The following is a 23,889-nucleotide window of genomic DNA, read 5'->3' on the forward strand; positions in this document are numbered from 1 at the left end:
GCATCGCCGTCCCCACGGGGGACCGGCTGGGCGCGCCCGCGTTCAGCGGGGCGAGACCGGACGAGGGGCTCCAATTTCATTTCAGAACTGTTGCGTCAGGTTGGCGTAGGCCGCATTCTCGGAATAGGGCCTGACACCTTCGAAGCGGCTGTGGCGCGCACCAAGCTGAATGCTGATGCGCGAACCCAGGCGGCTGTTCCAGTTGGCCATCAGGCTGGTCAGCTGGGTGCGGCGATTGCTGGAGTCGCCGATGGTCTCCTGGCGCGAAGCCGTCAACGACACCCCCGACACCGGCGTGAGCTGGTAGCTGCCCGACAGCGAATAGGAGCGCTGGTCGATGCGCGAGTTGTTGGCCAGATCGCCCTGGTTCAGATTGTCCCCCAGGCGGCTGGTGACGGAACGGCTGACCGTGGCCGTCACGTTGCTGCGCACGCCCTGGAGGGCAAAGCTGAGCATCTGGTTGCGCAGCTGGCTCGGCCCGGTGGACAGGAAGCCCACCGCGGCCTGCGCATCGGGCGACAAGCCCTGTGACAGCAGATAGGCACGCACCAGGGTGTCGCGCTTGATCGGGTCCGGCTCCAGCGATGCGAACAACAGGAAGTACAGGTCGTAGTTGGTCCGCACGCCGCCCGTGGCGCCAGCGTTGCCCAGCGTGACGTTGCGGGAGTCCGAGAAGCGCCAGACCGAGTTGCGCATGCGGTGTTCGAAGCTCAGGCCGTGGCTGTTGCCATAGCTGTGACGCTGCCAGTTGCCATTGACGCGCGTACGCGGCGTGGGCGTCCAATCGGCGGTCAGGCCGCCCGTGAGCCCGGTCTGCTCGCCGCCGCTGCGGCTGAGGTAATCATTGCGCTCCTGGCCCGCATTGACGCTGAAGAGCCAGTCGGGGTTGGGGTGGTAGTTCAGGCCCGCCGTCGCCGAGCTGGTGCGGTTGGAGAACGCAGCCTTGGGCCGTATCTGCTGTGTGTTCGCCTGAAGGAACCAACTCAGCACGCCGGCGCTGAGCTGTGCGATGCGCATGGAACCACCGCTGCCGTGACTGTCGCCCAGGGCGCTACCGCGCACCTCGGTGACCGAAAGATTGCCACGCAGATCCACGCTGGCCAATCCACCCAGCTGGCCGTGCAGCAACGGTGAGACGTTCAAGGTGCCCGTCTCGCGCCGGTTGGGGTTGTCCAAAGCGGACACCGAGCCTTGCGAGCCCAGCGTGGGTGCCGCCTGTGAGCCGAAGGCCGTTGCGTTCTGCTGCCCGATGCTGGCCTGCGCATCGACAAGGAAGGTACGAGGAATGATCTCGGCCTGGGCGGTTGCCGTCAGCGCGTTCTGCAGCTGGGACTTGTAGGTCGTCTTCAGGTAAGTGATGCCGTTCAGCGAGTAGTCCAGGCTGCCGCGCAGCGCACCCGTATTGCGCACGATGCTGACGCCGGGGGATACCGTCGCAATCACCGCCGCGTCCTTTTCTTGATCGTCGAGGCGCAGGTTGTCGGTCCAGCTCAGTGACACGCCGATGCGAGGCTGGATGGCGCCACCGCCGGCACCAGCAGCAGCGTCTCCCTGCTGGGCGTGAGCCGCGATCGCACAAAGGGCGAGGGCCAGAGGCAGATGGCGCGGCTCAGGTCTGAGCCGAGTCATTGCTGCCATATCCGTAGCCGTAGCCGTATCCGTAGCCGTAGCCATACCCGTAGCCGTAACCACCGGCAGCGTTGGGGCTGGCCTGGTTGAGCAGCATCATCTTGACCGGGCAGGTTTCGATGGCGGCGAGGGCCTGCTGGACGGCGCTCTGCGCCGTCTTCTCGGCATGGACGACGATGACGATCTGGCCCATGTGCGAAGCCAGTACGCGTGACTCCGTCGTCAGCAGCAGCGGCGGCGAATCGAAAATGATGATGCGGTCGGGATAGCGCTTGGCCATGTTGTCCAGCAGATGGCGCATGGCGTCGCTGGCCAGCAGTTCGGTCGCACGCGGGTGGGGCGTGCCGCTGGGCAGGATGGTCAGCTTCTCGACATTGGTGCGCAGCAGCACCTCGGACATCTCGACACGCTCTTCCAGCACGTCGAGCAGGCCGGGGCCTTGCGGCAGGCCCAGCATGCGCAACACCGACGGGCGGGCCACGTCGGCGTCGACCAGCATGACCGTGTTGTCCAGTTCGGCCGCGATGCTCAGCGCGAGGTTGATGGACGTGAAGCTCTTGCCTTCACCGGCCAACGCACTGGTCACCATCATCAGGTTGGCGTGGTTGATCGTTGCGGCGCCCTTGCCCATCGCGTTCTTGATCAAGGGGCGCTTGATGACCCGGTACTGGTCGCCCGTTTGCGAACGCGGCGTGTGGGGCATCAGGAAGCCCTGCGCAGCCAGCGCCACGACGTCCAGCTCCACGCGTTTGGACGACGGATGGAGCCCATCGTCCAGGACCGAGATGCCCACATGGGGCCGAGGCTCTGCCTGCGGCTGCGCAGGCAGAGCGGCGGCGGGCGCGGCCAAGGGCGCGACGACCGGCGGCTGCGCCGCCGCTGGCTGCGCCTGCTCGTCGCCGGGCAGCACAACGCCGGCCTGGCGCAGTTGCTCGAGCCGCTTGGCGGCTTGTTCAATCAGGCTCGTCATGTCAAACCACCTGCCGGCTCAGTTGCACAGCCAAGACCGTCAATGCGACGGCGAACATCGCCAGCAGCCCTCCGGCCCCCGCGGAGAAACGAATCAGGTCGACGCGCTGGCGGGCACGATCAGCATCCGTCACAAGCCGCGTCACGACGCCCAGGATGGGCAATTCCACGCGGGTGCGCAGGTCGTTCGCGTCATGGAAGACGGGGCGCAGCTGGCTGGCGGCAAAGGTCGTGAACAGGCCGACGCCCAGGGCCGCCGCCATTGCACCGGCGAGCAGCAGCAGGCGGTTCGGCGCGACCGGCTTGGGATTGGCGCGCGGCGGGTCGATGACGCGGAAGTCCGCCACGCCGGACGCCACATCAAGCTCGCCGGAGATCGACGCCTGTTCGCGGCGTTGCACCAGATCCTCGTAGTTCTTCTTGTGAATCGCGTAGTCGCGGTTCAGCTGGGCAGCCTCGGCCTCAACCTGAGGCGCCGTCTTCAGCGCCACCAGGGCCTGAGAGTAGCGCCCCGAGTATTCGTCGACGCGGGCGCGCAGGGCCGCGACCTGCACTTCGGTCGTCACCAGGACGCGCACCAGTTCCTGCGTGGCCAGGCTGCCGCTGTTCTGGCCCACGGAAGCCGTCGGGACATTCATGGCGGCCTTGCGCAGCTCGGCGAGCTCGCGCTTTCTCTGCTCCTCGAGATCCTTGATGAGCTTGCGCGTGGCGATGATGTCGGGGTGCTGGTCGGTGTAGCGCTGCAGCAAGGCGTCGAGGCTGCGGCGATGCTCCGCCAGGCGGGCGTCGAGTTCAGGCGTGCTGACGTTGGCGTTGGATTCCTGAATCAGGCTCTGGGCCGTCGTCTGGGCGCCGCCGCGGGCCTTCTCGGCCTCCAGCTGGGCCTTGGCGGCATCGCGCGCATTGACAGCCTCGCGGAACTCCAGGCGGGCGCGCTCCAGCTGGCCACTCAACTCCGCGATATGAGCCGCGGAGTCCTTCCCGTCACCCGACATATTGGACAGGTTCTTGAGCCGGAATTCCTTGAGCCGTGTTTCGGCCTCTTCCAGCTTGGCCTCATAGGACTTGATCTGCTCGTTGATGAAGGTCGTTGCCGTCGAGGTGCCCACGCGCGTCTGGCCCAGGCTGGATTCGACAAAGATCGACACCAGCGCCTGCACGACACGCTTGGCCGTTTCCGGATCGCTGTCGCGGTAGCCGAGGATGTAGAGGTTGTCCCGCCCGCTGCTCTGGATGGACAGATTGCTCGTCACCGTCTCGATGGTGGATTCCTGCTGGGCCTTGGACTGGTTCTTCAAGTCCAGGTCGGCCATGCGGACCAGCTTTTCGACATTGGGCCGGCTGATCAGCGTGCGGCTCAGCATCATCACCTGCTGCTCGACATTGGGCTGCACGGCCAGGCCGGACATCAGTGGCTTCAGGATGGACTGGGTGTCCACGTAGATGCGGGCGCTGGCCTCGTAGCGGTCAGGCAGCACGAACACCACCACGGCGCCGACCAGCCCGGCCACCCAGGCCACGACCAGGCCGACCCAGCGGTATTTCCACATCCGCCGGACGATGATCAGAAGCTGACCAATCAGCAATTCCATGGGGAACAGTCTCGGTTAAAGCTATGGCTAGGAGAGGCCGGCAGCGAACGCAGGTCCTCTCCCTTCAATTCAGAACAGGCTCTGCGGAATGATGAGGATGTCGCCCGGCCGCATTTCGACATTGGCCGACACGTCACCGCGCTTGATCAGGTCCTTCAGGCGCACCGAGTACTGCTTGTTGCCCTCGGCCGTGCGCAGGATGGTGGCGCTGTTGCCGGATGCAAAGTCCGTCAGGCCGCCGACGGCGATCATCACGTCCAGCACCGTCATCTTCTGCTTGTAGGGCAGGAATTGCGGCTTGGCCGCCTCGCCGACGACGCGGATCTGCTCGCTGTAGGGGCCAATGAAGCTCGTGACGATGACAGTGACGACCGGGTCGCGCACATATTTGCCGAGCTGCTTCTCGACTTCACGGGCCACCTGCACCGAGGTCTTGCCCTGCACGACCATCTCGTCCACCAGCGGGGCGGCGATCTTGCCGTCCGGGCGAACCGGCACCGACATCGACAGCTCCGGATTGCGCCAGACCTGGATATTGAGGTTGTCACCCGCGCCGATGATGTAGCTGTAGTCATCGTTGGCCACTGCCGCCGGCGCTGGCGGGAAGCTGGTGCTGGCGCAGCCGGCCAGCACGCCGATGGCAAGCATTGCCAGGGCCCGGCCCCACCACGCGCCGGCTGCCTTTGCCGCCCTCTGCGAGCCTCTTGCCGACGTCATTTGCGCATCACGGTTGTTGGAAGCGTTCAAGGCGAGTCCTCTGTGGGTCTGTTCATCGAAGGCCCCCGCAAACCGTTGCAGTCGAGAGGGAACGGCAAAACCTGCCGTCACCCAGGGCCAAAGCCTTGGAATGATGCCATAGCCCCACCCCATGTCTGGCAACCTAAATCGGGGGCTTCCCCCGGGCAACGCGGACTTTCACACGCGCGCGGCGACCGCGAAATCCGCTCAGGCGTCGGGCGCCCGAGCCAGGTTGTAGCGCCCCGGCGCAATCAGATTGTCCGGGTCGAACACGGATTTCAGCGCCCAGGCGGTGCGCCAGAACGAATCCTGGGGGTCGACCACGTCCTCCATCATGTCCGCCCGCGCCCGGTACACCTCCAGGCCGCAACTGCGTAAATATTCCCAGAGCGCTCGCGCGCAGGCTCGGGCGTTTGCCACCGCAGCCGCGTCGCCGCGGTCAAACAACAGATTGGCCACCGCCACCAGCGAGGTGGTCGTCTCGATATTCAGCGTCACATAGAGCTCATGGCCGAATCCGGCGGCGACCGCTTTCATGGCATCGACGACCTTCGCCACCGCCCCGCCTGCCATGGGCAGCGCCGGGTTGATGAAGATCAGGCCACAACCGGAAGCGTCCAGTTCCCGCGCCGGCAGCTGCGGCTGGCCATATCGCCACAACAGGTTGGTGATGGCGGCATCGGTCGGCCGGCCATCCGCCAAACCCTGCAAGGGCCGGATGGCCGAAATAGCCGCCGCATTGGCGCGCGCCCAGGGCCACAGGTTTCGCAAGGGATTCAGCAGCCGAAAACCGGCCGCCAGCTTGGCGTCGTCCACCACGGTCAGCTTGGCCATGCCGCCCAGGACCCGCCTGACCTCGGCAATCGCGGCCTTTACCTGGGCGGCGCTACCGGCGACGCCGCCCAGGCTGGTCCATTCATAGGGCGCCACCGTCGCCAGCGCCCGATCCGCCTCGGCCGCCAGGTCGCGCTCCGCAACACCGCAGGAAATACGCAGGTATTCACTGATGCCCGACATCATGCTGGCCCGCGTGCGCGCCTGATTGCCGACGTGGGTCACGCCAGCCATGACGCCCAGCCGCTTCAGCAGCGCCAGGCCATCCAGGAAGTCCCCTAACTTCGAGACATCACGCAGGGCCAGCGACACGGCAACCGAGCGGGCCGGCCGCGGCAGCAGTTTCAGGCAGGCGCTGGTGACGATGCCGTAATTACCCTGGAAGAACAGGCCATCCAGCATCGGCCCGAGGCCATAAGGGTGGGCATGCGCAAGCGGCGAATCCTCGCCCAGGCGGCGAAACCCGGTCCGCAGCAACTCCCCTCGGCCGGTCACCACCTCAAGCCCGAAAACATCCTCGCGGCGCGGCCCCAGATATCCCACGCCCCGGTCCAGCGCATTGCCGAGGATGCTGGTGTCCACCGACGAACCCGTCACGTTGAAGCTCAGGCCCGGGCAGGACTCGCTCAGGAATTCGTGCAACTGCCGCTGCGTCACCCCAGGTTCGATGACCGCGACAGGATTCGCTTGCGAGATCTCTGCCGCATTGCGTATGCGGTTCATGCCGCTCAGATCCAGCAGCACGGCGCCTGCCTGGGGCGGCGCAGCCGAGCCATACCCCCAGTTCAAGCCGGTCGATAGCGGGTAGAGCGAAATCCCCCGGCGGCGCGCCTCGTCCACGCAAGCCTTCACCTCATCGACAGTCGTGGCCCGCCAGCAGTCCAGCGCCCCGCGGTCCCAGCCGGTCACATTGCCAGAGTTCCGCCGCGTCACTCCATGCTCGCCTGACAGTCCGTCCACACCATCTCCCTGCCCGCCTGCCTGAGACGGGTGTCGGAGGACTTTACAGCGACCGTCAACCGGCCCTCAAAACACCGGCAATACGTCATCCAAGAGCACAGCAACTCGTTGTTTTAAAAGGGAAAGCAGGCGGCATCTTCAAAGCTGGCACGCGACCTGCTTATTACCCAGCGTCCGGGGCCGCGCCCCAACTTCTAGCAAGTGAATCAAGGAGATTCAAATGAGCAAGACCCTGAAGACGCTGGTTGCTGCAGCGGCCCTCGCAGTGGCCACTGCCGCATCCGCCACCCCCATCATCGGCAAGACGAGTGTCAGCCTGGGCCAAGTGATCGTGTCCTTCGGCACCGTCAACTGGGTTCCGGATCCCGCTCCCGATGCTTACCAGACCGCTGGCAAGACCTACGGCCAGTTCGCCACCAAGCAACTGGGCGGCACCGGTTCTTTCAATGACCCGGCGTTCGGCACGATCTTCGCTCCGACCGCTGGTTGGGTGCAAGACATGACCCAAGCTGCGGGTCCGAACAATGTGCCTATCGGCGTGAACGGCACGCCGATCCCCAACTTCCTGCACTTCGATGCCAAGCCGAACTGGCTGTTCAGCGAAACCTACCTGGCTCCCGGCCAGTTCGGTTCGCCCTTCATCTTCACCGACAACGCCGGCAATACGTCGGTCACGATGAGCATCCTTGGCCGTGCGTGTGATGACACCAACGCCAACAAGAGCTGCGACATCGGCGAAGACGAAACCAAGTGGACGGGCATCTTCTCGGCGCAGTACACGAACACCTCGACCGCAGCGCTGGTTGCCATCATCCTGGGTGGCGGCACCCTGGATCAGAACGACTGGTCTGCCACCATCGAAGCCACCAAGCTGCCTGAGCCCGCCACGGTGGGTCTGGTGGGTCTGGCTCTCGCTGGCCTGGGCTTCGCCGGCCGCCGTCGTCAAGCCAAGTGATGTGAACAGCGACGCCAGTCGTCGCTGCTCCGCACTCATAGAACCCCGCTACGGCGGGGTTTTTTATTGGCCGCGCGATTTGTCTCGCTGGACGGACAGTCGCCCGTCGACGCTGGTCAGTGGTCGATGTACTTCAGCATGGGCGCTGCATCACGGATCAGCACGGCGTAGCTGATGCCCGTGGGGGCGCTGAGCGCGGCCTCCCGGGTTCCCTTGATGGCCCCGCCCTGCAGGACGCCGATCACTTCGCCGGTCTCGATGTCCAGCACCGGCCCGCCACTGTTGCCCGGGAAGGCCAGGACATCCAGCTGCAACACCTCGAAGGCACCGGCACGCAGTTGCCGCACCGCGCGTTCGGTCAGGCCCGAGGGCGCGGCGGCGGGCGGCACGATGGCCGTGCGCGCCGACACGATGCCTCTGTGCGTCACGTGCACGTCATAGCCCAGCGCATTGCCGATCGGGAATCCGATCAGGGCGATGGAGGTGCCCTCCGGCGCCTCCCTGGCGGCTAGGCGCAGCGCGGGCGCGGGTGGTCCGTCCATCTGCAGCAATGCAAGGTCATGCGCACGATCCAGGCTGATGAGCTTGGCGCTTCGCATCACCCACTGCGCGTCGGGCGTCCAGATCTTGACCGCGATGCTGCGATCGACTCGATCGGGCGTTTCCGTCGGCACCACGTGCGCATTGGTCAGCACGTGCAGGCCGTCCGCGACAACAAAGCCTGCGGCCTTGAACCCGAAGCGGGGGTTGTCCATCAACCCCCAGCTGCCCACGACAACGACCGAGCGCTTGGCCCGCGCAATCAGTTCCGGCAGAGTTTCCGCACCGGCTGCGGTGCCGATGCATGCCAGTCCAGCCGCAAGGGCCAGCAGGCGACGACGGCCGGGGCTGTTCACAGCTCGCCTGCAACGTACTCGGTTTCCAGCGCACTGACGGCGCGGCGCCAGACGTCGTCGGGCTCATCCACGCGAAAGCCATAGAACTCGCCGRTGTCGGTGTGGTGGTGTCGCATCACCTTCACGTCCAGCGTGGCCTTGTCCTGCACGCCCAATTCCACCCGGACCGCGCCATCAGCCCCGATCGGTATGTCGAGCTTGGACTGCGCCTGGAAGCCCGACAGGGAAATTTCGATGACGGTCATCACGATGGAGCGCTCATCGCCGTCGAGCCGCACACGCAGCTCGGCCGGGCAGCGCAGCGAGAAGCGCTGATGCCGGCGCATCGGATGAAAGCCCGTGTCCGATCCACTCATCATCGGCAGAACGGCCCGGAACTCGGGCTGGTCGTAGATGGACCACAACAGCGCCTTGCGGCGGTCGTCCAGTTCCGCGAAGACCTGGCTGCGCTGATTGAAGAAGTGGTCGAGGATGTCCGGCGTCAACACCGGATCATTGGTCGTGAAATAGCGGCGCTTGGGCAGCTTGATGTTGGGCAGGCTCAGCTGGACGAAGTAGTTATAGAGGTTCTTGCGTTCCCTGCGCTTGCCGTAGACGCGCCGGAATATCTCTTTCGCTACCGGCAGGTCCAGAGTGGCGCCGACGGCTGGCGCACCATTGGCGAAGTCGTAGTTGGCAACGACGTTTTCCTGCAGCCGCTCAAAAAACAGCAGCGACTCGTAGAGCTCGATCTTGTCCGGATTGACCGCGATGACGAGGTGGCGCGTGTCGAAGTACTTGGTGCAGTACTCGTACATGAACTTCATCAGCGGGAACAGGATGGCGCCACCCGTCTGGCGGAAGTCCGGATGCACGGCCAACGCTGAAATCTCGGCGATCTGGCCCTGCTTGGCGCGCACCTCACTGAGGTCGAAGACCGACTGCAGCGGAAAGCCGAACACGCCCTCGCGGATCATGGACATGGTACCGACGACGCGGCCGTCGTACTTGGCGCACAGCGTGGTTGTCGTCGGCAGCGCGTGATACATGGTGACGCGCAGGCCTGAGGGCGACGGCTTCATGAAACCGCTGGCCACGTAGGCATCATGCAGGATGCGGAAGCAGTCCTCGAGCTCCTCGCGGGTCTCGGCGACCTTGAGCTCCAGCCTTGGATCCGGCGCCGGGTCGCAGTCGATCATGCCGCGATAGATGGCATGCCGTGTGTCGCGCGGCAGTCGGCCGAAGCCCCGCCGCATCAACTGGTGCAAGCGTTTTCTGAAGCTGGCTTGTTTGATCTTCATGACGCTGCCCGGTCGATCCGAGGGTTAGTTGAGCAACAGATTACAGCTCCGCCAGCAACTTCTGCACATCCGCAGTCCTGGCAAAACTCTTGCCCAGTTCGTTCAGCTTCTGCAACTCGATCTTGGCTTCGGCCTTCTGGTTGCTCTTGATCAGGTATTCGGCGAGATGAAGGCGGTGCAAGGGCTGCTCGGGATCCAGCTGAACCGCACGCCTTTGCAGCACCAGGGCCTTGTCCACGTGACCCGCACCCGCCTGGATTTCCGCCGCAGTGTCGGTGAGGGAAGGTGAATTCGGCGCCAGGCTGAGCGCCTTCTCGATCATTTCCAGTGCGCCGGGCCGGCCAGCACGATGCAGCAACCAGGCCAGATTGTTCAGCGCCACCGCATTGTTGGGCCGCACGGCAATCACCCTTCGGAAATGCCGTTCTGCCCGGTCGAACTCACCGCGTGCCAGCGCCTGGTCGCCCAGCAGGTAGTCGAGCGCCGGCGAATCCGGGTACTTGGTCAGCCAGTCGGCAGCCAGCTTGTCGGCCTCCGCCTGCGATCCCGCGCTGGCCTGTGTCAGATAAAGCTTGATGACCGTCTCTTCCAGCGGACGCTTGGACAGGCTGGTACGGAATGCCACCACCGCCGCCGGCCAGTTGCGCTTCGCGGCCTGCACATCGCCTTCAAAAGACCAGCCCTGCGGCTCGTTGGGCGCCTGGGCCTGCACGGACTTGGCGATGGCGAGGGCCTCATCCATCTTGCCGGCGCGCCCCAGCAGCGTGATCAGCCGCATCTGCGCTTGCAGATGGTCGGGCTTGATGGCCAGCACCTTGCGCAGCTGGCTCATCGCCGCTGGCGCATCCTTGCGCGCGTCGTACAGGTCGACCATGCGCATCATGGGCAGCACCGAGTTCGGCTGCAGCGTCGCCATCTTGTTGAACGCCTGGGAGGCCTGATTCAGGTTACCGACTGCCATCTCGGCCAGGCCCACCGCCTCGTAGACCTTGGGGCTGTCGGTGAAACGGCTGGCGGTCTCATTGGCGATCTGGCTCGCCAGCTTGTTCTCTCCAATTTCCATCAGATAAGAAACCAGCGCGAGGCGGGGCAACTGATGGTCCGGGAAGCGCCTGATGGCAGCGTCCAGCTGGCTGCGGATGTCTTCCGCGCGTGCGCCAGCCCGGGTCTTCGCCGAGATCAGTGCGACGGTGCCGTCAATTGACTGCGGATCTGCCGCGACGACCTTTTCGAAGCGGCCGACCGCGGCCGCCGGCTTGCCATCCTCGTAGTCCATGGCCGCCAGCACGGTGGCGGCAGCCATATAGGACGGCAGGCGCCGCAAAGCCTCTTCGTAATGTGCGCGGGCCTTGTCGCGATTGCCGCGCAGCTGCTCGGTACGCCCCCGCAACAAGGGTGCCACCGGCGTGCCGGGCTGCTTCTTTTCCACTGCATCGATGATCGCAGCGACGTCGTCCAGGCGATTGCGGCGGTACAGCGACATCGCCATCGCCACTTCGGCCTCGACACCGGGATCCTTGGCGGCGACGGACTTGAGCTCTTCCATGGCCTGCTCGGTCTGGCCCGCCGTCATTTCAGCCACGGCCAGGGCAGTACGGCCGCGCGTGTTGCCAGGATTGAGCTTGACGGCCTGGGCGTACATGCGCTTGGCCGCCTCACCGTTCCCCATCTGCAGATGGGCATCGGCGGCCACCGAATAGGCTTCGGAGCTGGCCAGCTTCTCGTCATCGAGCAGCGGCAGCACGAACCCCAGCGCCTTTCGCGCATCGCCGGCGCGGAGCTGCGCACGCGCCATCAGGACGCGCACGGGGCCTGGCGCCGGCGAATTCGGCAGCGCCTTGCCGAGGTGGGCCACGGCCTGGAGGTAGCCGCCTCGCTCGTATTCGATCGTGCCGGCCAGGTACAGGAAGGACGGGTTCTGCGGCGCCATCTTCAGCAGTTGCTGGGACAACTCGGCGGCCTTCTTCAGGTCACGCTTCTCGAAGGCCAGCGTGGCCGAGTAATACAGCACCAGGGGATTGTTCGGCTGCACCTTGCGCAGTGCGGCCAACTGCTTGTCGACGCCATCGAAGTCACGCTGCGCCATCAGCAGCCGCATCACGCCGACGTGGGCCTGCAGCTCGTCACCGTTGCGCTTGAGCGCTTCGCGATAGGCCAGCATCACCTGGGCGGGGTCAGCACCGTTGCTTTGCAGCAGCTCGGCCTTGGACACCCACGGCCGCGCCGATTCAGGATGGGCCTTGAGCGACTTTTCCACCTGCTCCATCGCACCGACCCGGTCGCCGGCGACGAACATCAGCTGGGAAACGGCGAGTTGCGCGACGATGTTGTTGGGATCAGCCTGCAGGGCGGCGTCTGCCGCGGCGCGCGCCTGCACATACTTGCCCTTGGAGCCATAGGCCGTGGCCAGCGCGGCCTTCAGCTCCGCCTGGCGCTTGGGGTCGGTGAGCTGGACATCCGCATATTCGGCGATGAACTTGGTGGACTCGCCGCGCAGGATCATCGCTGCGGCCATCAAAGGCACGAGCTCGTCCTTGCTGTAGCCACCTTCGCGCGCCTTCGACAACTCGACCCAGGCGCCGTTCGCATCGCCGGTCTCCAGCAGGGCCTTGCCAAGCCAGAAGCGGGCATCGACGAGCGACGCATCCTTCTGCAACGCGTTCTTGAACTCGATGACGGCCGCCTTGTATTCAGCCTTCTGCATGCGGGCCTTGCCCGACTCGACCATCTGCGGCGCCGACGGACCCCAGCAACCGGTCAGCAGCACCGAGGCCACGAGCACGGCACCGGCGAACCGCGCGGGTGTGGAATGCATCTTGTTGTTCATTTGATCTGCAACCGGTTCATCATGTCGTAGAGGGTTGGGCGGCTGATGCCTAACAGTTCGGACGCACGGACGATGTTGCCATCGGTGCGGGCGAGCGCCGTGATGAGGGCCTGGCGTTCGGCGTTTTCGCGCACGGTGCGCAGGTCCAGCGTCACGTTGTCATCGGCCGGTGCCGACGCCGGCCGCAGACCGAGGTCCACCGCCGCGATGCGGTCCTCCTCGGCCATGATGACGGCACGCTTGAGCATGTTCTGCAGTTCGCGCACATTGCCCGGCCAGCGATGCGCTTCCAGCGCTCGCACGGCATCGTCGGCCAGTGTGGGTACCGGGCGGCGCATTTCGGTCGCGAAGCGTCGCGCAAAGGCATGCGAAAGCAGCACCGGGTCGCCCACACGGTCACGCAGCGGCGGTATCTCGACGACGATCTCTGCCAGGCGGTAGTACAGGTCTTCACGAAAGCGACCGTCGACGATCCGGGCCTTGAGATCCTGGTGGGTCGCGCCGACGACGCGCACGTCGATGGGGATCTCCTGGCGGCCGCCGACGCGCTCGATGACCCGCTCCTGCAGGAAGCGCAGCAGCTTGGCCTGCAAGGGCATGGGCAGGTCGCCGATCTCGTCGAGCATCAGCGTGCCGCCGTTGGCGGTCTCGATCTTGCCCAGCGTCGACTTGTTGGCGCCGGTGAAGGCCCCCTTCTCGTAGCCGAAGAGTTCGCTCTCCAGCAGCGTCTCGGGGATGGCCGCGCAGTTGATGGCGACGAAGCGGCCCTTGCGCTTGGAGGCGTCATGCAGGCCCTGGGCGAGCACTTCCTTGCCGGTGCCGCTTTCGCCAAGCAGCAGCACGGTGGCGTCGCTGGGGGCCACCTTCTCGATCATGCGGCAGACGCGCTGCATGCCGGGGTCGCGCGTGATGAGGCCCGAGAAGACGTCGCTGCTTTGCTGCGTCTGCAGGCGACGGTTCTCCTGCTGCAGCTCATAGAGCCGGTAGGCGCGCTCGACGGTCAGGCTGAGCACGTCGGGATCGACGGGCTTGGCGAGGAAGTCGTAGGCGCCCATGCGGATGGCGCGCAGCGCATTGCCTTGGTCGTTCTGGCCGGTCAGCACGATGACCTTCACGCCGGGGTCGAGCTCCAGCAGCTTCTCCAGGCATCTGAAGCCTTCGGACACCGAGTCCCGATCAGGCGGCAGGCCAAGATCCATCGTGACCACAGCCGGGTTGTGACGGCGGAACTGCAGCACCGCGCTGGGGACATCATCGGCCGTGACCGATTCGAAGCGGTCCAGCGACCACTTGAGCTGCTTCTGCAGGGCCAGATCGTCTTCGACGATCAACAGCGGCGCATGGCGAGGCGTGTTCATAGGTGCACCCTTCGGCCTGCGGCCTTGCCTGACCGACAGCGCGGCCAGGCGTTCGCCAGGCACGGGATGCCCACAGGGCATCCCATGTCCGGGCTCACTCCCGCCAGGCGGGAGCGAGCTTGCTTGGGACGGCCCGGCGCGGCGCTCATTGAACGTCCAGCGCCGTCAAGGGTGCGTCCGCCTGCGCATGGAACAGCGGGAGTAGCAGGGTCACGGTGGTGCCCCGGTTCAATTCACTCTGCACGCTGATCTTGCCTCCCAGTTCCTGTATGTATTGATAGCTCTCGTGGGCGCCTATGCCCATGCCGCTGGCCTTGGTGGTCTGGAACGGCTTGAAGAGGCGATTCTGAATGAAATCCTCGCTCATGCCGCAGCCGCTGTCCTCCACGCGAACGCGCGCCTGGCTGCCCTGGGCATCCAGGGTCAGGCAGACCCGGCCGCTCGCGGGCGTTGCATCGAAGGCGTTCTGCACGACATGGCCAAGCACGCGCTCCACGCGCTCCGCATGCCCACGCGTGCTGACACCGCCCTGCAGCGTCAATTCCAGTACCCTGCCCTTGCTGGAAGCCGCAGCCGCAAGGCGCTTGGCGATCTGCTCCAGGTCGACACCGCTGGTCACGCCATGCGGCTTGTCGCCCTCGCGCAACTGGAGCATCAACTGGCGCATCTTCTCCAGCGAGTTCTCCACCGTATCGAGCATGTCCTGCTGGAATTCAGGGTTGTCGCGCAGGCGCTTGGCGTTCTTCATCATCAGCGAGAGCTGGGTGACGATGTTCTTCAGGTCGTGCACGACGAAGGCCGACATGCGGTTGAAGGCATCGAATTTGCGCGCCTCCAGCAACGCCTCCGTGGCCTGGGCCTGGTCCAGATAGCCTGACGCCTGGCTGGCGGCCGTGCGCAGCAGGTCGCGCACCTCCCAGTTCACCTCGACAACCACACGCGGCCGCCCCAATACCGCAAAGCCGATCAAGGCTTCGCGCACCAGCAGGGGCACCAGCAGCCAGCAACGTGGCTCCTCGGCCAGCCAGGCCGGCAATTCGAGGCCGGGGTAGGCCTCAGGGCGTTCACGACACTCATCCACGTCGACGATCCAGGCGCGCTCGCGCCAGAACGTCGCCAGCGGGCCATCGTGCGCCTCGCTGCCCAGTTCGGCGGGCAGGTTCCAGCGGGCGGCCTGCACGAAGTCGCCACCCGCGGCACGCGGCAACCACAGCATGCCGCTCGGGCTTTCGACCAGGTTGGCGAGGGCGCGCACCACGGTTTCGGCCGTGTGCTGGGGTTCTGCGCTGCCGGACAAGAGCTGGGTGAACCGCAGCCACTCCTCGCGGTAGTCGTAGCGATAGCTGAAGAAGTTCTTGCTGATGTAGACACGCAGGCGCGAACGCATCGACCCGGAGGCCATCAGCAGCGTCAGTGCCACCAGCGCGACGAAAACCAGGGCTACGGACAGCGCCCGCCCCCACTCGCCGCCGGTGTAGCGCACGTAGTAGCCCACGCCGGCCACCATCAGCAGGTAGACGCCGACCAGTAGCAGCGTCGCCGAATGGAAGACCGCCGCCCGCGACACATGCAGCCTGCCGAGCCAGTCGGCATAGCGGCGGGACGCCACATAGAGCAGCGGCACCGCCGCGGCATGGACCAGCGAGCGAACGCTGATCGCGTCACCGTCAAAACGCTGGAACAGCGCGGCCTGCGACCCGATGAAGAGGTCGAAGACAAAGATGGCACCCAGCCCCAGGCAGACCGGCTTGGCATTCCAACGCGCGTCGCCGGTCGCATTGCGCAGCATCTGCTCGACCATCACAAGGCCCAGCACTGCCAAGCCCAAGGCGGCGAAGGCCTGGGGACGAGCCAGGCTCTCCGCCGGTACGCTCTCGCCGACCAGGAGCAACACCAGACGCGCCAGCACCGCGACGACCGCGAGCGGACGCAACCAACCCAGGCCACCGCCCCGCCGCGGTGGCGGGAGCAGCATCAGCATGAAGGCAAACCAGAAGCTGATGCGCAGCAGGTCAAGGCCCGGAACGACCCAGGTCGGCAAGCGGTCGGACCAATGCCTCAGTTCATCCATCAGCGCCAGGCCGGCCCAGATCGAACTGGCTGTCAGCGCCGCCAGGAACACCATGGCGAGCACGGAGACGGGCATGCTGCCCCGCAGCAGCCGCTGCGCGAAGTAGAGCGCGAACAGCCCGTAGGCCGCACAGCAGATCAGATCGCCAAGGCTGCTCAAGGAGAGGAAGGGAGCCAGCGCCTCAATCATGGCGCCCGGGGCAGAGTCCAAATCGGCGACAAGAGACATGCATCATTCAAGCATGCCCCTGGCGTTCGGGCATCGGCGCTTACGCCGAAGCGCCGCCGCGCTCAGCGAGCGCCCTTGCCAGTCAGCACCACGGCCACCGTCTCCAGCATGATCAGCAGATCAAGGAAGAGGGAGTGGTTCTTGACGTAGTACWGGTCGTACTGCAGCTTCTCGACCGAGTCTTCGATGGTCGAGCCGTACTCATAGCGCACCTGGGCCCAACCCGTGACGCCCGGCTTCACGCTGTGGCGCACAGCGTAATAGGGGATCTTGCTGATGAGTTCGTCGACGAAGAACTGGCGCTCCGGGCGCGGGCCGACCATGCTCATCTCGCCCCACAGCACATTGAAGAGCTGGGGCAGTTCGTCGATGCGAACCTTGCGGATGAAGCGACCAATACGCGTCACGCGGTCGTCGTTCTTGGTGGCCCAACGCGGCTTGCCGTCCTTTTCAGCATCGGTGCGCATGCTGCGGAACTTGATGACGTTGAAGGGCACACCATTCAGCCCCACCCGCTCCTGACGGTAGAGCATCGGCCCACGCGATTCGAAGCGGATGGCCAGGGCCGTGATCAGCATGATGGGCCAGGTCACCGCCAGAATCAGCGCGGCGAAGACGATGTCGCACACGCGCTTGATCGCGGCGCGCAGCATGCCCTGGCTGAAGCCGTCGCCAAACACCAGCCAACCGGCATTGACATGCTTGATGTTGATCTGGGCCAGTGTCTTCTCGAAGTGAGTGGCGATATCCACCACGCGCACGCCGGACAGCTTGCAATCCWGCAGTTGCCGCAACGGCATGCTGCCGCCACGGCGCTCGCTGAGGGCCACGACGATCTCGTCGACGTTGTGCTTGAGTGCAGCCTCGGTCAGGTTGGCGCCGTCATTGATGATCTCGGCCCGCGGCACTTCGGGCTGGTCCTCGTTGGGGCCGGCGTAGAAACCGACGATCTGCGCATGCGGATCGGAGGCGCGCAAGGTATTGCCGACGGAGCGGGCCGCAATGCCGGTGCCGAAGATCAGGATGCGGCTGCGCATGCGTGCCTGAGTACCCGAATGGGCCGCATAGACACGATGCACCATGACTGCGGCGACAGCGCTCATGGCAACCAGGGTCAGCATGTCGCGGTGGCTGGTGTTCGAAGGCACCAGGCTGAAGATGGCATAGGCCAGCGGCAGGCCAAACAGCAGCCCGAACAGGGCCCGGGCGCAGGACTCCGTGATCGAGCGGTTGTGCACATGCTGGTAGAAGCCCGTAGCCGAATTGATCACGAACATGCAACCGGCCAGTGACAGGCCGTGCKACGCCGCGAACGGCAGCACCATCTGCGCCGACTCACCTTGGCTGAGCACAACCGCAATGACGGCGAAAACTATCAGGCCGAGATCGAAGAAGACCTGAAGCAAGGTCTGCTTATGCAGGTAATGGTTGAATATTCGAATCATTTGCATTCCCCGATCATTACTACTGGCGTTCCCGCATCTGCAATCCGATCAATGGAATTCGAATCAATATCGATATTCCATTCACCCTAGCGCGGAGACCGCCTGCCGTATCGCCACCTCGATGACAACCTCGACTGCGCAGACCTCCTCGGAGACCGCCCGGCCGGCTCTGAATGCCCGTTTCGGCCACACGCCGCAACGGACATATCCGACCWACCCTTGATCGCGCCGGCATCATGCCTCTGGCCCCCTGGCTTGAAAGCCCCCCGTTTAGAGGGTGCTTGCCCCTTGAATCCGCGTCGTGCCGCAGCCCGCGAGGTCTCCGCCGCGGTCATTTTCACAACGGGCCGCAGTAGAACCGAAAGCGGGCGACAACACCATGACAGGGATGGCGCCAGCCGCTGCAAAACGTGCGAAACGCACAGGCGTCACATTGAAATCCGACGAAACCCGATTCATGCGCTCTTGCGGCGGCGAGGTCCGGTTTTCGAGCAAATCAAATATTGCCCTGCTTATTTTCTGGGCAGTATTCACGATCGGCCGTAAGGCTTGTCGCAACGAGCACTCCTTTGTCGTCCTTGAATCTGATCGATCCCATTTCGGAGTTCCTCAAAGCGACGAACCCGCCAAGGGCGGGTTCGTCATGAAAAACGCCCGCCGAGGCGGGCGTTCTGGACGCGAATCCGAATCAGCGCACGACCGCGATCTGCTCGCGGGCGCCGCCCTTGTAGGTGAACAGCGTCAGGGCGCCGTTCTTGATATCGCCCTTCTCGTCGAAGGCGATGGTGCCCGTCACACCCTTGTAGCCGGCCGTCTTGGCCAGCACAGGCAGGTACTTGGCCGGGTCAGCCGAACCAGCCTTGACCATGGCAGCCGCCATCACATTGACGGCGTCATAGACGTACGGCGCGTAGATCTGCACATCGACGTTGAACTTGGCCTTGAACTTGGCCTTGAAGTCGTCCATCGACTTCTTGGCTTCGCCCTCGACACCACCGGCTTCGGCGCAGACGACCTGGCCATCGGCCATCGTGCCAGCGGCCAGCTTGGGCAGTTCGCCCGAGCAGATGCCGTCGCCGCCCATGAACTTGGCTTCGATGCCAAGCTGCTTCATCTGGCGCAGCATCGGGCCGGCCACGGCGTCCATGCCGCCGAAGAAGACGACGTCGGGCTTCTTGCCCTTCAGGGAGGTCAGGATGGCGGTGAAGTCCGTGGCCTTGTCGTTGGTGAATTCGCGGCCGACGATCTTCCCGCCCGCGCCCTTGACACCCTTTTCGAACTCGTCGGCAACGCCCTGGCCATAGGCCGTGCGGTCATCGATGACGGCAATGGACTTGCCCTTCAGGTCCTTGGCGGCGTAGCGGCCCAGCGTGCCACCCAGGTGCACGTCGTCAGCCACGACGCGGAAGGTCGTCTTGTAGCCGTTGCGGGTGAACTTGGGGTTGGTGGCCGACGGCGAGATCTGCGGAATGCCGGCGTCGCTGTAGACCTTGGWGGCCGGGATGGAAGTGCCCGAGTTCAAGTGACCCACGACGCCGTTGACCTTGGAGTCGACCAGCTTTTGCGCAGCAGCGGTGCCTTGCTTCGGATCGCCGGCGTCGTCTTCAGCCAGCAACTCGAACTTGGCCTTCTTGCCGCCGATCATGACGCCCTTGGCGTTCAGGTCCTCGATGGCGAGGCGGGCACCCAGTTCGTTGTCCTTGCCCAGGTGGGCAATCGCGCCACTGGTCGGTGCGACGTGGCCGATCTTGACGACCAGGTCCTGCGACATGGCAGCGCCGCTGAGCAGTGCTGCGACTGCACCCACCACGATATTCAACTTGATTTGCATGGATCAACTCCAGTTTGAAAGAGAGAGGAACAAACAGAGAACCGTTGATTTTTCAACCAATTGAACATACCCCAAATCCGGGGGGCTCTCATTCGGGAAAGCGTGGACGCAGCGTTGTCAACCCGCCGCGGAAAAGTGGTCCAGCTTGGCTCCCGACTGCTGGTAGACGCGATAGCGCGCACGCCCAGCTTGAACGCGCTCGGGGGCCTGTCCGATGACCTCCAGCACGCGTTCAAATGCAAGCGCATCCGAAGGCATGCCGTCGCGCAGGTTCAACAGCAATCCGCGGTGTGGCAGACGCGCCGCGTCATCAACCAAGAGGACCTCGCCCGGCGCGGGCGCCGTGGCGCCGTCCCAACGCCGATGCGGGATGAAATCCGCCGCGTCGAAGCTCCACAGCAACTCGTCTAGACGAGTTGCCTGCGCCGCCCCCACGCAGACACCCACCGGCTTGCCCGACGCGAGGGCGCGACGGATCAAGCGGCAGGCAAAGTGCAGCGGGTCCGCCGCGTCGCTGTAGAAACTGACCTGCAGGGTCACTTACTTCGCGTGACTCAACACGAAGTGCGTCAACAGGCCCACCGGCCGGCCGGTCGAGCCCTTGGCAGCGCCGCCCTTCCATGCCGTGCCGGCGATGTCGAGATGGCCCCAGCGGTACTTGCTGGTGAAACGCTGCAGGAACTTGGCCGCCGTGATCGAGCCGCCCGCGCGGCCGGCGATATTGGGCACGTCGGCGAAGTTGCTCTTCAGGCCTTCGGCGTACTCGTCGTCCAGCGGCATGCGCCAGCAAGGGTCGAGGGCCGCGTCGCCCGCTGCGGTCAGCGAAGCGGCGAGTTCGTCGTCGCTGGCGTACATGCCGCTGCRCACGCCGCCCAGCGCGATGACGCAGGCGCCGGTCAGCGTCGCCACGTCCACGACGACCGCGGGCTTGAAACGCTCCGCATAGGTCAGCGCATCGCACAGGATGAGGCGGCCTTCGGCGTCGGTGTTCAGGATCTCGATGGTCTGGCCGGACATCGACGTGACGACGTCGCCCGGCTTGATCGCGCGGCCGCTGGGCATGTTCTCGCAGGCAGCGACGATCATGACCAGATTGAGCTTGGGCTTGAGTTCGGCGATGGCGCGCAGCGTGCCGATGACGCTGGCCGCGCCGCCCATGTCGAACTTCATCTCGTCCATCTCGGCACCGGGCTTGAGCGAGATGCCGCCGGTGTCGAAGGTGATGCCCTTGCCCACCAGCACGACGGGCGCCACCGTCTTGGCCGCGCCGTCATAGCGGGCAACGATGAAGCGCAGCGGCTCGTCCGAACCCTGGGCGACGGACAGGAAGCTGCCCATGCCGAGTTTCTCGACGGCCTTCTTGTCCAGCACCTCGACCTTCAGGCCATGGGCCTTGCCCAGGCCCTGCACGACCTCACCGAGATAGGTCGGCGTCGCGAAGTTGGCCGGGCGGTTGGCGCATTCGCGCGCCAGTTCGACGCCGGCGGCAATGGCTTCGCCACGAGCCAGGCCGGCCTTGGCCGTCTTGATGTCAGCCTTGCCGACCAGCAGGGCAAGCCTGGCCAGCTTGGGGGCTGCCGGCGCACTGGGCTTGGTGTGGCGGTAGACATAGACCGCATCCGTGGCCGCGAGGGCGGTCTGTTCGGCCAGCGATTCGACGTTGCCGACGTCGAAACCCACAAACGCGACAGCCGCGCTGACCACGCCACGGGATTTGATCTGCGCCAGGCCTGCAGCCAATGCGGCGCGCCCGGCAGCCAACGTCGTCTTGCCGCTGGCGACGAGGACAAGGCGAGGCGCCTTGACCCCTTCGGCGTGGGTCAGCGTGAGTGCCTGGCCACCTTTCAGCGCGAAGTCGCCGAGCTTGATGGCCGCCTGCGCATGACGGGCAACCACTGCATCCAGGCCCTTGGGCAGCGCCTCACCGCCGAGCACGACGACCAGGGCGTCGGCACCGGCGCCCGCGAGCCCATCGAGCTCAGCGGTTTGAATCTTGAAGTCCATAATGACCAGAAGTAGGTAGAAGTACTTTTGATGTTATTCGATTCATCCACGCGATCCGAGCTGGCCAAGAGCTTCGGCGTCACGCTGGTGGTCATCCTGACCATCATGTTGACGTCGACGCTGATCCGCACGCTGGGCCAGGCCGCGGGGGGCAATGTGGCGCCTCAGGACGTCGTGCTGTTGATGGGCTACGCGACCATCGCCCACCTCGCGACCATGCTCATCCTGTCGCTGTTCGTTGCCGTCGTCATCACGCTCAGCCGCTCCTATCGCGAGTCGGAAATGACGATCTGGTTTGCCAGCGGCGTGCCGCTGTCGCGCTTCGTGCGCCCGGTGCTGCGCATGGCCTGGCCGGTGCTGCTCGGCGTCATCGTGCTCGAGCTGCTGGTCTGGCCCTGGGGCAATCAGAACAGCGCCGAATTGCGGGACCGTTATCAGAAGCGCGGCGACCTCTCGCGCGTGGCGCCGGGCCAGTTCCAGACCTCGCGCGACGGCAGCCGGGTCTTCTTCATCGAACGCGACGGCGACAACGCCGCCACCGGCCGCAATGTCTTCATCCTCGCCAACCAGAACGAACGCGAGTCGGTGACGACCTCGGCCCGCGGCCATCTCGAGATGGAAGGCGATGACCGCTTCCTCGTGCTGGATCACGGCCAGCGCAACGAGAGCCAGCTCAAGACCGGCGAGAAAAGCCTGGCACGCTTCGAGCAGTACAAGGTGATGACCGACCCGCAGGTGCTGGCCAATGCCAACCAGCTGCCGCCCAAGGCCATGGCGACGTTGGACCTGCTGCGCCTGCCCACGCCCAAGAACCAGGGCGAGCTGGCCTGGCGCTTCGGCATGATCCTCGCCGGCTTCAACATGGCCCTGCTCGGCGTCGGCCTGTCGGCATCCAACCCGCGCCGCGCCAGCAACTGGAATCTGCTGTTTGCGCTACTGGCCTTCGTCATCTACTTCAATCTCATCAACCTGTCGCAGTCCTGGGTAGGCAACGGTCGCACCAGCCTGCCCCGCGGCCTGCTGACCGTGCATGGCAGTGCCCTGTTCCTGGCCCTGGCCGTCATCTGGCTGCGCGACAACGCCAACCGCTTCTGCCTGCGCCGCCGCGTAAGCAAAGAGGCGATGGCATGAGGACCGTCCGCGCCCTGCTCTACAAGGACATCGCCGGTTCGGTGCTGATGGTCGCGCTGGCCTTCCTGTCGCTGTTCTTCTTTATCGACTTCGTCGACGAGATCGAGCGCATGACCCGCGTCGGCGCGGGTGCGGGCAAGGCCGCCGTGCTCGCAGCGATGGAGCTGCCTGGCCACTTCTACGAGCTATTCCCCATCGCCGTGCTGATCGGCGCCATCGTCGCCCTGGCCCGACTGGCGCAGAGCAGCGAGTTCACCATCCTGCGCACTGGTGGCCTCGGTCCCGCGCGGGCCCTGGCCCTGCTGGCCGGCCTGGCCGCCGCGTTCGCGGCGCTCACCTTCTTCGTCGGCGACTACGTGGCGCCGCGCTTCGAACGCGAGGGGGACGAGATGCGCGCCCGCTTCGTGCACGACAGCAACCCGGCCAAGCGCGGCGCCTGGCTGAAGGACCACCAGAATATCGATGGTCGGGAGCGCAGCTATTCAGTCAAGGTTGGCCGCGTTGGCGGCGGCGGCGAACTGGAGGATGTGCGCATCTTCGAGTTCGACGCCGAAGGCCGGCTGATGTCGCGCACCGAAGCGGAAAAGGTCGACGTCGACGCTCAGGGCATGTGGCATCTGCAGGCGGTCAAGCGCACGGTCTGGAACCCCGGCACGGCGACGGCCAGCGGCAGCGTCGGCGACGTCGTCATCAGCGAGCAGCAGCTCGACAAGCTCGACTGGCAGAGTTCCCTGCACGCCGGCGTCATCGCCGCGGCCGTGCTGCCGGCCATGTCCATGTCGACGCTGGAGCTCTACCGCTACACCAAGCATCTGTCGGCCCAGGAGCAGTCGGCCCAGGCGCACAACATCCAGTTCTGGCGCAAGGCCTTCTATCCGTTTGCCTGCTTCGTCATGGTGGCCCTGGCCCTGCCTTTTGCCTACCTGCATGGGCGCTCGGGCGGCATCAGCATCAAGGTCTTCGGCGGCATCATGCTGGGTATCAGCTTCGTGCTGCTGAACAACGTGACCGGCCATCTGGGCCTGCTGAAGAACTGGACACCCTGGGTGGTCGCGGCAACGCCCAGCCTGGCCTACCTCGGGTTGTCGATGGCGGCCTTCACCTGGCTCGTCAGATACCGCTGATGAAGCCCCCACGGTCA

At 65.1% G+C, this 23,889-nt stretch carries 17 protein-coding genes; 3 read left to right on the forward strand and 14 right to left on the reverse strand.

The window, feature by feature from the left end:
* Positions 1 to 81 precede the first annotated feature (81 nt).
* The 5 genes from ACXJLH_RS17825 to ACXJLH_RS17845 all read right to left on the reverse strand — a co-directional run bounded on the left by ACXJLH_RS17825 (position 82) and on the right by ACXJLH_RS17845 (position 6,722).
* On the reverse strand, positions 82 to 1,629 hold the full coding sequence (locus ACXJLH_RS17825) for a TIGR03016 family PEP-CTERM system-associated outer membrane protein (protein ID WP_457445607.1): 1,548 nt from the start codon (positions 1,627 to 1,629) through the stop codon (positions 82 to 84).
* On the reverse strand, positions 1,610 to 2,599 hold the full coding sequence (locus ACXJLH_RS17830; protein WP_056195792.1) for an XrtA-associated tyrosine autokinase: 990 nt from the start codon (positions 2,597 to 2,599) through the stop codon (positions 1,610 to 1,612). The genes ACXJLH_RS17825 and ACXJLH_RS17830 overlap by 20 nt, the downstream gene beginning before the upstream one ends.
* Position 2,600: 1 nt before the next feature.
* Positions 2,601 to 4,190 carry an XrtA system polysaccharide chain length determinant gene (locus ACXJLH_RS17835; RefSeq protein WP_056195789.1) on the reverse strand — a complete coding sequence of 530 codons (1,590 nt, stop codon included), beginning with the start codon at positions 4,188 to 4,190 and terminating at the stop codon, positions 2,601 to 2,603.
* A gap of 69 nt (positions 4,191 to 4,259) precedes the next feature.
* Positions 4,260 to 4,838: an XrtA/PEP-CTERM system exopolysaccharide export protein gene (locus ACXJLH_RS17840; protein WP_235531973.1), complete on the reverse strand. Its 579-nt coding sequence runs from the start codon at positions 4,836 to 4,838 to the stop codon at positions 4,260 to 4,262.
* 297 nt (positions 4,839 to 5,135) lie between these two features.
* A complete protein-coding gene (locus tag ACXJLH_RS17845; protein WP_457445608.1) occupies positions 5,136 to 6,722 on the reverse strand; it encodes an FAD-binding oxidoreductase in 1,587 nt (528 codons plus the stop codon).
* Between the two features lie 220 nt (positions 6,723 to 6,942).
* On the opposite strand from ACXJLH_RS17845, the gene ACXJLH_RS17850 reads away from it, so the two are divergent.
* Positions 6,943 to 7,677: a PEP-CTERM sorting domain-containing protein gene (locus tag ACXJLH_RS17850; RefSeq protein WP_457322870.1), complete on the forward strand. Its 735-nt coding sequence runs from the start codon at positions 6,943 to 6,945 to the stop codon at positions 7,675 to 7,677.
* A gap of 116 nt (positions 7,678 to 7,793) precedes the next feature.
* On the opposite strand, the gene ACXJLH_RS17855 is transcribed toward ACXJLH_RS17850, so the two are convergent.
* The 9 genes from ACXJLH_RS17855 to ACXJLH_RS17895 form a co-directional block, all read right to left on the reverse strand.
* Positions 7,794 to 8,573, reverse strand: a complete 780-nt coding sequence (locus ACXJLH_RS17855; RefSeq protein ID WP_457445609.1) for a S1C family serine protease — start codon at positions 8,571 to 8,573, stop codon at positions 7,794 to 7,796.
* Positions 8,570 to 9,853, reverse strand: a complete 1,284-nt coding sequence (locus tag ACXJLH_RS17860) for a GNAT family N-acetyltransferase (RefSeq protein ID WP_457445610.1) — start codon at positions 9,851 to 9,853, stop codon at positions 8,570 to 8,572. Before ACXJLH_RS17860 ends, ACXJLH_RS17855 begins: the two co-directional genes overlap by 4 nt.
* Positions 9,854 to 9,893: 40 nt before the next feature.
* Positions 9,894 to 12,680, reverse strand: a complete 2,787-nt coding sequence (gene prsT / locus ACXJLH_RS17865; RefSeq protein WP_457445611.1) for an XrtA/PEP-CTERM system TPR-repeat protein PrsT — start codon at positions 12,678 to 12,680, stop codon at positions 9,894 to 9,896.
* On the reverse strand, positions 12,677 to 14,038 hold the full coding sequence (prsR, locus tag ACXJLH_RS17870; RefSeq protein ID WP_056197184.1) for a PEP-CTERM-box response regulator transcription factor: 1,362 nt from the start codon (positions 14,036 to 14,038) through the stop codon (positions 12,677 to 12,679). The genes prsT and prsR overlap by 4 nt, the downstream gene beginning before the upstream one ends.
* A 145-nt stretch (positions 14,039 to 14,183) precedes the next feature.
* Positions 14,184 to 16,268 carry an XrtA/PEP-CTERM system histidine kinase PrsK gene (gene prsK / locus ACXJLH_RS17875; RefSeq protein ID WP_162247761.1) on the reverse strand — a complete coding sequence of 695 codons (2,085 nt, stop codon included), beginning with the start codon at positions 16,266 to 16,268 and terminating at the stop codon, positions 14,184 to 14,186.
* Positions 16,269 to 16,399: 131 nt separating this feature from the next.
* Positions 16,400 to 17,782 carry a TIGR03013 family XrtA/PEP-CTERM system glycosyltransferase gene (locus ACXJLH_RS17880; RefSeq protein ID WP_457445612.1) on the reverse strand — a complete coding sequence of 461 codons (1,383 nt, stop codon included), beginning with the start codon at positions 17,780 to 17,782 and terminating at the stop codon, positions 16,400 to 16,402.
* Between the two features lie 688 nt (positions 17,783 to 18,470).
* Positions 18,471 to 19,613, reverse strand: a complete 1,143-nt coding sequence (locus ACXJLH_RS17885; RefSeq protein WP_457445613.1) for a branched-chain amino acid ABC transporter substrate-binding protein — start codon at positions 19,611 to 19,613, stop codon at positions 18,471 to 18,473.
* Between the two features lie 117 nt (positions 19,614 to 19,730).
* Positions 19,731 to 20,153, reverse strand: coding sequence for a DNA polymerase III subunit chi (locus tag ACXJLH_RS17890; protein ID WP_056195768.1), 423 nt, complete (start codon positions 20,151 to 20,153; stop codon positions 19,731 to 19,733).
* On the reverse strand, positions 20,154 to 21,617 hold the full coding sequence (locus tag ACXJLH_RS17895) for a leucyl aminopeptidase (RefSeq protein ID WP_457445614.1): 1,464 nt from the start codon (positions 21,615 to 21,617) through the stop codon (positions 20,154 to 20,156).
* 30 nt (positions 21,618 to 21,647) lie between these two features.
* Here ACXJLH_RS17895 and lptF point away from each other — a divergent pair, with 30 nt between their 5' ends.
* Together lptF and lptG are read left to right on the forward strand one after the other, a co-directional pair.
* Positions 21,648 to 22,748, forward strand: coding sequence for an LPS export ABC transporter permease LptF (lptF, locus tag ACXJLH_RS17900; RefSeq protein WP_457355990.1), 1,101 nt, complete (start codon positions 21,648 to 21,650; stop codon positions 22,746 to 22,748).
* Positions 22,745 to 23,872, forward strand: coding sequence for an LPS export ABC transporter permease LptG (gene lptG / locus ACXJLH_RS17905; protein ID WP_457445615.1), 1,128 nt, complete (start codon positions 22,745 to 22,747; stop codon positions 23,870 to 23,872). The genes lptF and lptG overlap by 4 nt, the downstream gene beginning before the upstream one ends.
* The last annotated feature ends 17 nt before the right edge of the window (positions 23,873 to 23,889 follow it).

Source organism: Roseateles sp. P5_E4 (genome assembly GCF_054049255.1).